The sequence below is a fragment of the Ruegeria sp. YTSA064 genome (assembly GCF_059610325.1).
Window position 1 is genome coordinate 266,130 of record NZ_JBXWNK010000005.1, and the last position, 12,902, is coordinate 279,031.

The 12,902-nt window shown below is 56.3% G+C and carries 12 protein-coding genes; 7 read left to right on the forward strand and 5 right to left on the reverse strand.

Going from position 1 to position 12,902, the window contains the following annotated elements; all coding sequences use genetic code 11:
* The first annotated feature begins 20 nt into the window (after positions 1–20).
* Together hisN and AC2FI7_RS09865 are read left to right on the forward strand one after the other, a co-directional pair.
* The gene (hisN, locus tag AC2FI7_RS09860; RefSeq protein ID WP_010441909.1) at positions 21–812 is read left to right on the forward strand and encodes a histidinol-phosphatase; all 792 of its coding nucleotides are present in this window, start codon (positions 21–23) and stop codon (positions 810–812) included.
* Between the two features lie 114 nt (positions 813–926).
* Positions 927–2,261, forward strand: a complete 1,335-nt coding sequence (locus tag AC2FI7_RS09865) for an 8-oxoguanine deaminase (protein ID WP_496815882.1) — start codon at positions 927–929, stop codon at positions 2,259–2,261.
* Between the two features lie 65 nt (positions 2,262–2,326).
* Here the strand turns inward: AC2FI7_RS09865 and guaD are convergent, their stop codons facing one another.
* Complete coding sequence (gene guaD, locus AC2FI7_RS09870) at positions 2,327–3,616, reverse strand: guanine deaminase (RefSeq protein WP_010441911.1); 1,290 nt, start codon at positions 3,614–3,616, stop codon at positions 2,327–2,329.
* Positions 3,617–3,755: 139 nt separating this feature from the next.
* Here guaD and mgtE point away from each other — a divergent pair, with 139 nt between their 5' ends.
* Positions 3,756–5,150, forward strand: a complete 1,395-nt coding sequence (gene mgtE / locus AC2FI7_RS09875) for a magnesium transporter (RefSeq protein ID WP_010441912.1) — start codon at positions 3,756–3,758, stop codon at positions 5,148–5,150.
* Positions 5,147–5,719 carry a 5-formyltetrahydrofolate cyclo-ligase gene (locus AC2FI7_RS09880; RefSeq protein ID WP_010441913.1) on the forward strand — a complete coding sequence of 191 codons (573 nt, stop codon included), beginning with the start codon at positions 5,147–5,149 and terminating at the stop codon, positions 5,717–5,719. Before mgtE ends, AC2FI7_RS09880 begins: the two co-directional genes overlap by 4 nt.
* On the opposite strand, the gene AC2FI7_RS09885 is transcribed toward AC2FI7_RS09880, so the two are convergent.
* The gene (locus AC2FI7_RS09885; RefSeq protein ID WP_010441914.1) at positions 5,716–5,943 is read right to left on the reverse strand and encodes a putative hemolysin; all 228 of its coding nucleotides are present in this window, start codon (positions 5,941–5,943) and stop codon (positions 5,716–5,718) included. The genes AC2FI7_RS09880 and AC2FI7_RS09885 overlap by 4 nt on opposite strands.
* 87 nt (positions 5,944–6,030) lie before the next feature.
* Between AC2FI7_RS09885 and AC2FI7_RS09890 the strand changes: the two genes are divergently transcribed.
* The 3 genes from AC2FI7_RS09890 to AC2FI7_RS09900 all read left to right on the forward strand — a co-directional run bounded on the left by AC2FI7_RS09890 (position 6,031) and on the right by AC2FI7_RS09900 (position 9,556).
* Positions 6,031–6,843, forward strand: a complete 813-nt coding sequence (locus AC2FI7_RS09890; protein ID WP_010441915.1) for a TIGR00282 family metallophosphoesterase — start codon at positions 6,031–6,033, stop codon at positions 6,841–6,843.
* A 91-nt stretch (positions 6,844–6,934) separates the two neighbouring features.
* A complete protein-coding gene (locus AC2FI7_RS09895) occupies positions 6,935–8,713 on the forward strand; it encodes an SLC13 family permease (protein ID WP_010441916.1) in 1,779 nt (592 codons plus the stop codon).
* Positions 8,714–8,809: 96 nt separating this feature from the next.
* A complete protein-coding gene (locus AC2FI7_RS09900) occupies positions 8,810–9,556 on the forward strand; it encodes a YbaY family lipoprotein (RefSeq protein ID WP_010441917.1) in 747 nt (248 codons plus the stop codon).
* Here AC2FI7_RS09900 and AC2FI7_RS09905 read toward each other — a convergent pair whose 3' ends face one another.
* The 3 genes from AC2FI7_RS09905 to AC2FI7_RS09915 form a co-directional block, all read right to left on the reverse strand.
* On the reverse strand, positions 9,557–11,218 hold the full coding sequence (locus tag AC2FI7_RS09905; RefSeq protein WP_010441918.1) for an FAD-binding dehydrogenase: 1,662 nt from the start codon (positions 11,216–11,218) through the stop codon (positions 9,557–9,559).
* Positions 11,219–11,229: 11 nt separating this feature from the next.
* Complete coding sequence (locus AC2FI7_RS09910; protein ID WP_010441919.1) at positions 11,230–12,087, reverse strand: bile acid:sodium symporter family protein; 858 nt, start codon at positions 12,085–12,087, stop codon at positions 11,230–11,232.
* A 72-nt stretch (positions 12,088–12,159) separates the two neighbouring features.
* The gene (locus AC2FI7_RS09915) at positions 12,160–12,894 is read right to left on the reverse strand and encodes a glutamine amidotransferase (RefSeq protein ID WP_010441920.1); all 735 of its coding nucleotides are present in this window, start codon (positions 12,892–12,894) and stop codon (positions 12,160–12,162) included.
* Between the last annotated feature and the right edge of the window lie 8 nt (positions 12,895–12,902).

Consider the following 12,902-nt stretch of genomic DNA (forward strand, 5'->3'; position numbering starts at 1 on the left):
GCCCGTCGCACGGGTAAGCCATGCAAAACACCCTACGAAGTGATCTAGAGATTGCCGAAGAAATGGCCGACGCGGCGCGGGCGGCCATTCTTCCGTTTTTCCGCCAATCTAACCTGAAGACGGACAACAAGCTCGATGCCGGGTTTGATCCTGTGACTGCAGCTGACCGCGAAGCAGAGAAGGCGATGCGTGCGGTGCTGGCCATTCACCGGCCCAAGGATGGCGTTTTAGGGGAAGAGTTCGGCCATTCCGAGGGGGTGAGCGGACGGGTTTGGGTGTTGGACCCAATCGACGGTACGCGCGGATTCATAAGTGGTACGCCCACATGGGGTGTTCTGATTGCCCTGAGCGATGAGACTGGACCTAAGCTTGGCGTAATCGATCAGCCCTATATCGGTGAACGCTTTATTGGAGAAAAAGAGCTCGCCTTTGTCAAAGGCCCTATGGGGCGTGCGGAACTCGAGACGCGGAATACGCGATCTTTGGATCAGGCGATCATCTTCACGACCTTTCCTGAGGTCGGTACCGAGGCTGAGGCGGCTGCCTTCAAGGCGGTATCTCAGAAAACGAAGCTGACGCGTTATGGGATGGATTGTTACGCCTATGCGCTACTTGCTGCAGGGCAAACAGATCTGGTGGTCGAGGCTGGGTTGAATGCCTACGATATCCAAGCCCCAATCGCGGTGATCGAAGCCGCAGGTGGTATTGTGACAGATTGGCAGGGCAATCCAGCCCATAATGGCGGGCGTGCCCTCGCAGCAGCCAATGCTGAGATTCATGCGGCGGCGCTGGAAATCTTGAAGCAATATTAAACGGGTTGCCGCACCCCCCATGCGGCTTTAAACTGATCGCGGCTGGTTCTTACGCCCGTTTTCCACCAGCCCAATACTCCACGCATGAGACGGGCAGGATGCGGGAGTGCTAAAATGACAGAAATTTTGATCCGGAATGCCGACATTATCGTGACGATGGACGATGATCGGCAAGAGCTTGTGGGCGCTGACCTGTTGGTTCGGGACGGAAAGATTGCCCAGATTGGCCATGGTTTGACCAGCCTGGGTGAAATACATGATGCCGCCGGATGTGTTGTTACCCCTGGTCTGGTGAACACCCATCATCATCTCTACCAAACCCTTACACGCGCGGTGCCCGGTGGGCAGGATGCGTTGCTATTTGGATGGTTGCGAACACTTTATCCCATCTGGTCCCGCTTTGGACCTGAAGAGATGTTTATCTCTGCTCAGATTGGTCTGGCAGAGTTGGCGCTGTCTGGCTGCACGCTCAGTTCTGATCACCTCTACCTTTATCCCAATGGTGCGCGACTTGAAGATACGATCCATGCCGCGTCGGAATTGGGTTTGCGTTTTCAACCGACGCGCGGGGCAATGAGTATCGGCGAAAGTGATGGTGGATTGCCTCCTGATGCTCTGGTCGAAGCCGAGCAAGCCATTCTGGAGGACATGATCCGCGTGGTGGATGCCTATCACGATCCATCAGAAGGCTCGATGTGTCGCGTTGGTCTGGCGCCGTGTTCACCGTTCTCGGTTAGTCGGGACCTGATGCGCGATGCCGCGCTTCTGGCGCGCGATAAAGGCGTAATGCTTCATACTCATCTGGCAGAAAACGATGAAGATATCGCCTATTCTGAAGATCAGTTCGGTTGCCGGCCCGGCCAATACGCAGAGGAGCTGGGCTGGACCGGATCGGATGTCTGGCACGCCCATTGCGTCAAGCTGGATGGCTCCGAGATCGACCTATTTGCGCGTAGCCGAACTGGTGTTGCGCACTGCCCATGCTCCAATTGCCGCCTTGGCTCAGGTATCGCGCCAGTCCGCAAGATGCGCGACCTAGGCGTGCATGTCGGGCTGGGTGTGGACGGTTCAGCCAGCAATGACAGCGGCAATCTGATCGCCGAGGCGCGTCAGTCCATGCTTTTGCAACGGGTTGCAAATGGCGCTGACGCCATGTCAGCCCGCGAAGCGCTTGAAATCGCCACCCGTGGCGGGGCGGAAGTGTTGAATCGGCCCGATTGCGGCAGGCTTATGCCCGGCAAACGCGCTGACATAGCCATTTGGGACGTACGCGGCATCGAAAGTGCAGGCAGTTGGGACCCAGCTGCGCTCCTTCTGGCCGGACCAACGCGTGTCAAACACCTGTTTGTCGAGGGACGCCAGGTTGTGCGCGACGGCCAGATCGTCACGATTGACCTGCCGAAGGCTATGGAAACTCAGAATCGTCTGGCAAGCGCGTTGGCAGAATAGCGGATCCGCTCTTCATCTGGCTGAAAATATCCCCGCCGGAGGCATGGGCCATTGGCCCATTCCCATCATCCAGTAACAGCTCGCCCGGCGATCCAGACCTCGGCAACAGCCCGATCATCCCCCATCATTATGGTCGGGAACACCGCTTCCCAAAGATCATCAGCATGTGCTTCGCGTTGGGCGATGGCCGGAGTCGAGGCAAGGTCCAATACCACCAGATCCGCCTCCATACCCACCGCAATATTGCCGATACGATCATCCATCCGCAAAGTTTGAGCTGATCCAACCGTTCCAAGCCAAAGCAATTGCGAAGGGTGTAGCGGACGACCCCGCAGTTGACCAATTTCGTACGCTGCGGCCATTGTGCGCAGCATCGAAAAGCTGGAACCACCGCCTGTATCGGTGGCAAGACCAACCCGGTGCCCCTCGCGGATCAGGCCGTTCATGTCGAACAGACCAGAACCGATAAACGTATTGGACGTGGGGCAGTGGATCAGAGCTGCATCTACCTCGCGCAAGCGGTCACGTTCGCGATCCTCCAGATGGATCACGTGACCGTAGAGACCGTTTCCACCCAACAATCCAAACTGCTCATATGTATCCAAATAGTCGCGCGCCTCAGGGAACAGAGAGCGCACCCATTCAATTTCGTCGGTTTGTTCGCTGAGATGGGTTTGCATCAGGCATTCGGGATGCTCCGCCCAAAGTGCGCCCATGGCCTCTAACTGATCTGGTGTCGATGTCGGCGAGAAACGCGGTGTAATGGCGTAGGATATGCGATTCACCCCGTGCCACTTTTCAAGCAGTGACTTGGACTGGTCATACCCGGTCTGTGCGGTGTCACGCAGCCCCTCGGGTGCATTTCGATCCATGCAGGTTTTGCCGGCGACAACCCGTTGACCTCGCGCAATTGCTGCCGAGAAAAACGCATCAACACTCTCGGGATGAATAGTGCAAAAGCTGCACATTGTCGTCGTACCGTGTGCTGTCGTCAAATCGAGGTATCTGCTTGCAATTTCAGCGGCATAGACTGGATCGTCGAACTTCATCTCTTCCGGGAACGTGTAGCTGTTGAGCCAGTCGATCAGCCGCTTGCCCCAACTCGCAATCATTGCGGTTTGCGGATAGTGAACGTGCGGATCCACAAAGCCCGCCGAAATAAGCTTGTCGCCATAATCCTTAACTTTGGCCTCGGGGTGCGCGACAGAAAGATCGGACGCGGATCCCAATGCTGCGATGCGACCATCTTCTATCAATACGGCTTCGTGTAGTTCGGTCGCGTCTGTGGGTTCGCCTTCGAACGGTGATCCGTTGAAGCTGAGCACGCGTCCCTTCAAAAGCGTCTTTTGCGCCATCTGCTGTGTTCTCCGCCTGTTTGGGGCCGCTATCCAGCATAGGGATGCAAAAGATGTGGGTAAATTGGACCATTGTCATTGTTTTCCGGTAGCTGCTTCTTCTATCTAGGGTCAATCGGCAGGAAAAAAGGGGCAGCGCATGACGACAGGCAGTGACGAAGCCAGACCCGATCAGCCCCAGGACGAGGACGCCTATGCGCTCGACCCGCGAACCGTCGAAGCCATCCTCTATGCGGTGGAGGTCGAAGATCGCGCCAAGCTGATCGAGCTCATGGAGCCGCTACATGCGGCTGATATTGCCGACCTTCTGGAACAGATCAGCCCCTTTGACCGGGCGAGCCTGATCCGGTTGTACGATAAGGAATTTGACGGGGATATTCTTTCAGAACTGGATGAATCTGTCCGGGAAGAAGTGATCGATGTTCTGAAGCCGGATGTCTTGGCCGAAGCTGTTCGGGACATGGAAAGCGACGATGTCGTTGATCTGCTCGAGGATCTCGAAGAGCCGCAACAAGAGACGATCCTTGATGCGCTTGAAGACTCTGAACGAGTCGCGGCTGAGCAGGCGTTGTCCTACCCCGAAAATTCCGCCGGTCGTCTTATGCAGCGCGAAGTCGTCATGGCGCCCGAGCACTGGACGGTGGGGCAGGCCATTGATTTCATGCGGGCCAATGATGATCTGCCAGAACAGTTCTATCATGTGGTCCTTGTTGACCCGCGGCTGAAGCCCGTTGCGCAGGTTACACTGGGAAAGCTGATGGCGACCCGGCGAGAGGTGCCCTTGCATGACCTCGCCGAGGAAGAATTCCACACCATCCCTGTCGATCAGGACGAAGAGGATGTGGCCTATGCGTTCAACCAATACCATCTGATCTCGGCCCCGGTTGTGGATACGGATGGGCGGTTGGTTGGCGTCATTACCATTGATGACGCGATGGTGGTGTTGGATGAAGAATATGAAGAAGACATGATGCGTCTTGCTGGTGTCTCGGACGAAAGTTCTTTGTCCGATAGCGTAGCGGCAACCAGTAAACGGCGCTTGCCATGGCTCGGTGTTAATCTGGTCACCGCGATTTGCGGTTCGCTGGTTATTTCGCAGTTTGAGGCCGCGATCGATCAGCTTGTTGCACTCGCAATCCTGATGCCGATTGTCGCATCGATGGGAGGCAACGCTGGAACTCAATCACTGACAGTGGCTGTACGCGCGCTGGCGACACGTGACCTGACGAGTTCGAATGTGTGGCGCGTGATCCGTCGCGAATTACTGGTTGGGATGCTCAACGGATTATGCTTTGCCATCGTGTTGGGAACCGTTGGGATGATGTGGTTTGATTCTCCGTTGCTGGGTGTCGTGATTGGATCGGCGCTGGTCGTGAACATGATCATAGCAGGCTTTGCAGGTACGGTAGTACCGGTGGTGCTGGATCGTTTGGGGATCGACCCTGCACTGGCATCTGGAACCTTTGTGACCACGACGACGGACGTCATGGGGTTCTTCATCTTTCTGGGGCTTGCCAGCATGGTGCTACTGTGACCGACACAACCGATCTGACCGAAATCAAAGCTGCGGCCCGAAAGGCGGCTTTTGCACGCCGAAAGGCGGCGTTTGAAACGCGCCTACCGGGTGCTGCAGGACGTTTGTCCGAGGTTTTGGCCGGACACCGAGGTGTTCCCATCTCAGGATACATGCCCATCCGAACCGAGATCGACCCCTTGCCGGCAATGGCCGAAGCAGCCGCTTACGGAGCCGTCGGCGTACCCGTCATTCAGGCCGCCGGGAAGCCGCTGCGGTTTTCGCGTTGGACTCCGGAAGGCGCGCTGAAAGACGGACCATTTGGTGCGAAGGTGCCCGAGATCGACGATTATTTTGATCCCGAAATCCTGATTGTGCCGTTGGTTGCGTTTGATGCTCAGGGTGGTCGTCTGGGATATGGCGGTGGCTTCTATGATCGCACGCTAGAGGTGTTGCGCGGCAAGCGCCCGACATTGGCGATCGGGTTTGCCTTCGATGCGCAAGAGGCGGAGGAGCTGCCGCTTGAGCCGACGGACCAACCTCTGGATATGGTTATCACAGAAAGCCGCGTGCTGACGTTTTCGGCCTAGCCCGTGTGCTCAGCACGGAAATAGTCCCAGGCATCCTGTTTGGTTCCGTCTGGCAGGGTGCAGATCCCGGTTTGGCCGCCGTCGCCATCCTGAATATTGTACGTGCCGCCCCGTTCGATGCAAAAAGTCGCCGCCGGGTTTGCCAGTTCAGTTGATTGCCCGGCTGGCTGATCGCACGCGGCGAGGGTGGCGAGCAGGGTAACAATAATAAGATGGCGGGTCATAAGTTTCTCCTAACCAATATTATTTGCGGTTTATGGTGACAGTTTAATCACTTGTGCTTGTGTTGCACCACACTTAGGACGGATGGCATGAGGATATTATTTCTTGGCGACGTCATGGGGCGCTCGGGTCGCGCCGCCGTTCAACAGCACCTGCCGCGTTTGCGCGAGGAGTGGCGGTTGGATTTCGTCGTGGTTAACGGCGAGAATGCTTCCAATGGCATGGGGCTCAGTGGTGATCACGCCAAGCTGCTTTTGGACGCCGGTGCCGATTGCATCACTTTGGGCGACCATGCGTTCGATCAGAAAGACATGTTGCAGTTCATCGAGAAAGAGCCGCGCATTGTGCGCCCGGTGAACTATGCCAAAGGGGCACCTGGGCGAGGTCATCGGCTGTTCACGGCGCCGGGTGGACGCAAGGTGCTGGTGGTGCAGGTACTGGGGCAAGTATTTATGAAGCGCCCGTTCGATGATCCGTTCTCAACTATCGAACCAATTCTGAAATCCCACCCTCGCGGTGGGCAGGCGCAGGCGATTATCGTCGATATGCATTGCGAGGCGACGTCTGAAAAGATGGCGATGGGCCACTATTGCGACAAACGCGCCAGCCTTGTGGTGGGCACGCACACCCATGTGCCGACGGCGGACGCGCAGATTTTGACTGGCGGGACAGGATACTTGACCGATGCCGGAATGTGCGGGGACTATGACTCGGTCATTGGTATGGACAAACAAGAACCTATGCGTCGTTTCATCACCGGTATGCCCAAAGCCCGGTTCACACCCGCCAATGGCGAGGCAACGCTGAGCGGTGTGTATGTCGAAACCGATGATCGCGACGGAAGCGCAAAAACTGTGCAGATGGTCCGCGTTGGTGGGCGTTTGCAGCAGGCAGGCCCCTAAGTCGCATGTCAGGCTTGCCCTGTGGCATGCAATGCGTGAAACTGGCTGATAGGCGCGTGTGCCAGATCAGGTTTCGGACAGAATACCAAGAATGCAATTCCTTCAACTGACAGAAACGGGTAGCGCAATTCTGGCGCTGATGATTGTTGCAGGGATGTTCATCATGTTCCTGCGCGAGGTCTATCCGACCGAAGTTGTCGCCATTGGCGGCGTGGCCCTGATGCTTGTAACGGGTATACTGCCCTATCAAAGCGCGCTTGCGGTACTGTCTAACCCTGCGCCATGGACCATCGGTGCCATGTTCATCATCATGGGGGCTTTGGTGCGAACAGGGGCGCTTGATGCGTTCACATCTGTGGCGCAAAAGCAGGCGCAGGTTAATCCGCGTATAGCCATCGGTTTGTTGATGGGGTTTGTCGTCATCGCGTCTGCGGTGGTGTCGAACACACCTGTTGTCGTCGTGATGATCCCGGTCTTTATTCAAATCGCTCGCACACTGAACGTTTCGGCGTCCAAACTGTTGATTCCGCTTAGCTATGCGGCAATTCTTGGGGGAACGTTGACCCTGATCGGCACCTCAACCAACCTTCTGGTTGATGGCGTCGCGCGTGCGCAGGGCATGACGGCCTTCACGATATTTGAGGTCACCCCACTGGGCATAGCTCTGGTTATCTACGGCATGGTTTATCTGCGCTTCATAGCGCCGCGTTTGTTGCCAGAGCGCGACAGCATGGCCGAAATGCTGAGTGACCGATCCAAGATGAAGTTCTTTACTGAGGCGGTCATCCCACCCGAAAGCAACTTGATCGACCGCGAAGTTACGGGGGTTCAACTGTTCAAACGCCAAGGTGTGCGGCTGATCGACGTGGTTCGGGGTGATGAGTCGTTACGTCGGAACCTAAAAGGTGTCACGCTGAAAGTGGGTGACAGAGTGGTTCTCCGTACCGAGATGACTGAGTTGTTGAGCCTGCAAAGCAATAAGGAATTAAAGAGGGTTGATCAGGTCTCGGCAGTTGAAACCAAGACGGTCGAAGTTCTGATTACGCCAGGTTGCCGTATGGTTGGGCGAACATTGGGTGCGATGCGTTTGCGTCGTCGGTACGGCGTCTACGTTTTGGCTGTGCATCGCCGAAACCAGAATATCGGGCGCCAGTTGGATGCTCTGACTGTACGCGTGGGGGATACACTGCTGCTTGAAGGCTCACCCGGTGATATTCAAAGGCTGGCAGCAGATATGGACATGGTTGATGTGACACAGCCCTCGGCACGTGCCTTCCGTCGCAGTCATGCACCCATTGCCATTGGAGCATTGGTGGGAATCGTTGCGTTAGCAGCGCTGGGCGTCGCTCCAATTCTGCTTTTGTCTATACTGGCCGTTGCGGTGGTCCTGCTGTCCCGCTGTATCGATGCGGATGAGGCGTTTTCCTTCGTCGAAGGCAGATTACTGGCGCTGATCTTCTCAATGCTCGCAATCGGCGCGGCGCTCGATAAATCTGGCGCTGTGACGCTGATTGTCGAGGCGATCGCACCCGCGCTGGGCATGTTGCCGCCCTTCCTTATCATATGGGCTGTGTATTTGCTGACCTCGGTATTAACCGAATTGGTTTCAAACAATGCAGTTGCAGTGGTGGTAACACCAATTGCAATCTCGTTGGCGCAGGCAGTTGGCATCGATCCACGCCCATTGGTCGTTGCGGTGATGGTGGCGGCGTCGGCTTCGTTTGCGACGCCCATCGGTTATCAGACCAACATGATGGTGTACGGGCCGGGCGGGTACAGGTTCACCGATTTTCTAAAGGTTGGTGTGCCGTTAAACCTGACAGTTGGTTTGTTGGCCTCACTCTTGATCCCGTTCATCTGGCCACTTTGAGACTGGCACAGTTTCGCCGACTTGAATGTGTTGCCCTTGTAAATGGCGATCCAGCCACAATCTTTTTCTCAAAGACGAATGAGAGAGGATAGGATCATGCCTTTTCCAAAACTCGGACAGGCCATTGTGGCCGGAGCAGTTGTATTGGCTCTGCTGGGCAGCCAGAGCCACGCCGGATCGGTGACAGGCACAGCGACATATCGTGAACGGATCGCTCTGCCACCGGACGCAACACTGTATGTCGAATTACAGGATATCTCGCGGGCGGACGCGGCTGCCGTGACACTGGCAGCGCAGCGCTACGCTCTGAACGGCGTGCCATCAGAGTTTGAGTTGTCGTTTGATGATGCGCTGATCCACGAAGGAATGACCTATGCGGTCCGGGGTGCAATCTATCGTGGAGAGGAGCTGCTGTTTACGACCGATACGATTCACCCGGTGTTGACCAACGGAGAAGGCAGTTCCGCAGACCTGATACTGGTGCAGGCGCACGATCAGAGCGCCGCGACACTAGAAGGCACTGAATGGGTGGCCATCGGAATAGATGGAGAGGTGTTGGACGCAAAGCGCCCGCCACAGCTTTCATTTGCTCAAGGCGGAGCGTTCGGCGGTACAGGCGGTTGCAATCGGTTTACCGGACAAGCCGAAATCATCGGCAATAGCATAGAATTTCCTGAGAATATGGCTGCCACTTTGATGGCGTGCCCACCAGAAATGGAAGAGATTGAAGATCAATTTCTAGCCGCTTTGCAAAGTGTAACCACTTATGCGGTTGCCGGTGACAGTCTGGTTATGCTCGACGCCGCAGGCGAACCTGTCCTGAAGTTTGTGCGCAACCAGTAATCAGGCCACGGCGCGGGACCGTCCCGCATTGCGGCCCGAGAAGATGCAACCGCCCAGAAACGTGCCCTCCAGCGCGTTGTATCCGTGGTAACCGCCACCGCCAAAGCCCGCGACCTCTCCGGCTGCAAACAGGCCGGGGACGACTTGGCCGTTTGCGCCAATCATCTGACTGTCGAGATTGGTCTGCAACCCACCAAGCGTTTTGCGAGTCAGAACATGCAATTTAACTGCAATCAAAGGGCCATTTGACGGATCGAGGAATTTGTGTGGCTTAGCGGTGCGGATCAACCTATCGCCCCGGTAATTGCGCGCGGCATGGATCGCCATCATCTGAGCGTCTTTCGAGAATGGGTTGTCGATCTGAGAATCCCTCGCCTCGATTTGCGTGCGCAAATACGCTTCGTCAATCAGTCCGCCGCCCAATTGGTTCATGCCACTGACCAATTCCGTCAGCGTGTTGGCAACAACGAAATCCTCACCCTTTTCCTTGAAAGCCTCGACCGGTCCAGTCGCCTTTGAGCCGGATAGAATGCGCTGTTGAATAACCTCTTTCCAGCTGCCCGAAGTGAAGTCCGGGTTCTGCTCGGACCCGGAGAGGGCAAATTCCTTCTTGATCACTTTCTGGGTCAGAACGAACCAACTGTACTCATAACCCGTCTTCAAGATTTCGCGCAGCGTGCCCAGCGTATCGAAGCCCGGCAGACAAGGGGGTTGCAGACGATTGCCGCACGCGTCAAACCACATCGAGCTTGGACCGGGCAGGATGCGAATACCGTGCGCGGGCCAGATCGGATCCCAATTGCGTACGCCTTCCGTATAGTGCCACATTCGATCACCGTTGATCACATGGCCGCCTGCTTTCTCGCTGATCGGGATCATCCGGCCATCGACATGAAAGGGCACACCAGCGATCATGTCTTTGGGTGGCTCACCCAATCGGTTTGTGGGCCAGTTTTTTCGCACCATTTCGAAGTTCCCACCGATCCCGCCGGAGGTGACGATGACCGAAGGCGCGTAGACTTCGAACTCGCCCACTTCGTCTCGATTGGTCTTGCCACCCCTCTGGACGCTATCATCGGCTAGGACCTCTCCAGATACGCCCTTGGCTGTGCCATTTTGCATAATGATATGGCTGACTTGGTGGCGGAACTTCAATTGGATTAGACCGGCACTGACATGATTCTGCACACGTCTGATAAAATGTTCCAACACTCCCGGGCCCGTGCCCCACGTGATATGAAAGCGCGGGACCGAGTTGCCATGACCATTGGCGTATGACCCACCGCGTTCGGCCCATCCCACGACCGGAAACCAGCGCAACCCCATGTCATACAACCACGGACGCATTTCACCTGCCGCAAACTCGACATAGGCATCCGCCCACTTGCGGGGCCAATTGTCCTCATCACGGTCGAACTGAGCGCTGCCCATCCAGTCGCGCAGTGCCAGATCGTAACTGTCGCGAATACCCATGCGACGCTGTTCCGGGGTGTCGACCATGAACAGACCGCCAAGGCTCCAAAACGCCTGCCCGCCAAGGAAGTGCTCCGGCTCCTGATCCACAATGATCACACGCTTACCGCGATCCCCCAACTCTGCCGCGGCAGCCAGACCGGCAAGTCCGCCGCCGACGACAATCGCGTCTGCTGTATTATCAGCCATCTGATCTCCTTTCAGCGGTTGCGGAACCAAAGGATAAAGGGGGTCACGACCACATACATCGTGATACCATAAACTGCGGCCGGAACGGCAAGCGGACTGAAGCCCGTTGTGGTGCCTGTGATCAGTGCCGCCAACGTAATCCCCATCGCCGAATTCTGTATGCCTGTTTCGACCGAAATGGTTTTCGCCTCTTCCCATGTCAGCTTGGCGATCCGCGCCAGCCCAAGTCCAATCAGTAGCAGCGCGATATTTAGCGCGATCAAAGCGGCCCCGATCGAACTGAGGTTCTCAATGAAGAACTGCCAATTTCCGGCTAGCGCTGCCAGAACGATCAGCACAAACAGGATCGAGGCAAGCGTGGACAAAGGGTTATCGATCCGAACTGCGAACTCTTTGGCAAAGTGGCGAATACTAACGCCTATCGCGACAGGCAACGTTGTGATCAGGAATAATGCGGTAGCAAGGGCGCCAATCGATACTTCCGGGGCGGTCTCACCCATGAAGTAATCGATGGACCACGCGGCCAGAATAGGAACTGTCACAATTGACAACAAGCTGATCACAGCCGTCAGGCTGACTGATAGCGCAACGTCGCCTTTGGCAAACTTTGCAAGGATGTTGCTGGTTACGCCGCCGGGACAAAAGCTTAGAAGCATCACGCCAACGGCAATCTCAGCGGGTAGCCCGAACATCGTGACGGTTGTGAAGGCAGCCAGTGGTATCAACACAACCTGACTGATCGCACCTATGGCGAATGGGTATCCGCGGGTAAGAACTCGGCGAAAATCAGCGGCCTCAAGCCCGATCCCGAGCGACAGCATGATAATGGCCAGCGAAAGCGGCAGGCCAACATTTATGAGCAGGTCCAAGAACAACTCCTCCCAAAGTCATTCGGGCCAGCCTATGCGAGGGGGTGTTAATCAGGCAATAACGCCGTTGGGTCACCCGTAGCGTTCGGCGAACCGTCGCAGGATTTCCCCAGGTTGTGTAACGTCCGCCGCGTGGCAGATTTCGATCAGGCGTTGTGCATCTTCGGGCGGGAAATACCCGTGATCTTTGTAGATGTTAATCCGCTGTTCAAAGTCCTTGGCATCCGCTTCGGGGTGGAACTGAGTGGCATAGACATTTTGTCCCCAGCGGATCATCTGGATCGGGCAGGGGGCCGAGGCGACCAGATGCACGCAGCCTTCTGGCAGGGATTGCACGGCCTCTTTATGGCCGACAAAGGCTTCAAACTGCGGAACTAGGCCAGCGGTCAGAGGATCCTGCGCGCCATCTTCGGTCAGTTGGCAATCCGATGGTCCAACCGGTTCGCCGAATTGCCGTTTGCTGACATCACCGCCCAGGTGCGCCGCGAGAATTCCCAGGCCATAGCAGCATCCCATAAACGGGTGATCCTGTGCCGTGATTTGAGGCATCAATCCCATGATCGCGCCCTCGATCTTGGCATCCAATGTAGATTTTCTTGCCGGATCGTCGCTGACGCAACCCGGGCCTCCGCCAACGATCACACCGGCGTAGTCGGTAACGTCCAGCCCTTCGGGCAGGTCTTCGCAATCCAGCCGGATGCGGTGGGTTTGCGAAGGTTCAAGGCCGGTTTTGTCCAGAATTGAGGCGTACTCAGCATCCGAAGCATCGGTTTCTGGGCGGAGTTGCAGGATCAGAAAGCGTTTCATGCGCTGCC

What these genes read in the sequence shown, in the direction of transcription:
- AC2FI7_RS09890 (WP_010441915.1), top strand. Translation starts at nt 6,031, where the DNA reads ATGAGGATATTATTTCTTGGCGACGTCATGGGGCGCTCGGGTCGCGCC.
- guaD (WP_010441911.1), bottom strand. Translation starts at nt 3,616, where the DNA reads ATGGCGCAAAAGACGCTTTTGAAGGGACGCGTGCTCAGCTTCAACGGA.
- AC2FI7_RS09905 (WP_010441918.1), bottom strand. Translation starts at nt 11,218, where the DNA reads ATGGCTGATAATACAGCAGACGCGATTGTCGTCGGCGGCGGACTTGCC.
- AC2FI7_RS09900 (WP_010441917.1), top strand. Translation starts at nt 8,810, where the DNA reads ATGCCTTTTCCAAAACTCGGACAGGCCATTGTGGCCGGAGCAGTTGTA.
- AC2FI7_RS09865 (WP_496815882.1), top strand. Translation starts at nt 927, where the DNA reads ATGACAGAAATTTTGATCCGGAATGCCGACATTATCGTGACGATGGAC.
- AC2FI7_RS09915 (WP_010441920.1), bottom strand. Translation starts at nt 12,894, where the DNA reads ATGAAACGCTTTCTGATCCTGCAACTCCGCCCAGAAACCGATGCTTCG.
- mgtE (WP_010441912.1), top strand. Translation starts at nt 3,756, where the DNA reads ATGACGACAGGCAGTGACGAAGCCAGACCCGATCAGCCCCAGGACGAG.
- hisN (WP_010441909.1), top strand. Translation starts at nt 21, where the DNA reads ATGCAAAACACCCTACGAAGTGATCTAGAGATTGCCGAAGAAATGGCC.
- AC2FI7_RS09895 (WP_010441916.1), top strand. Translation starts at nt 6,935, where the DNA reads ATGCAATTCCTTCAACTGACAGAAACGGGTAGCGCAATTCTGGCGCTG.
- AC2FI7_RS09885 (WP_010441914.1), bottom strand. Translation starts at nt 5,943, where the DNA reads ATGACCCGCCATCTTATTATTGTTACCCTGCTCGCCACCCTCGCCGCG.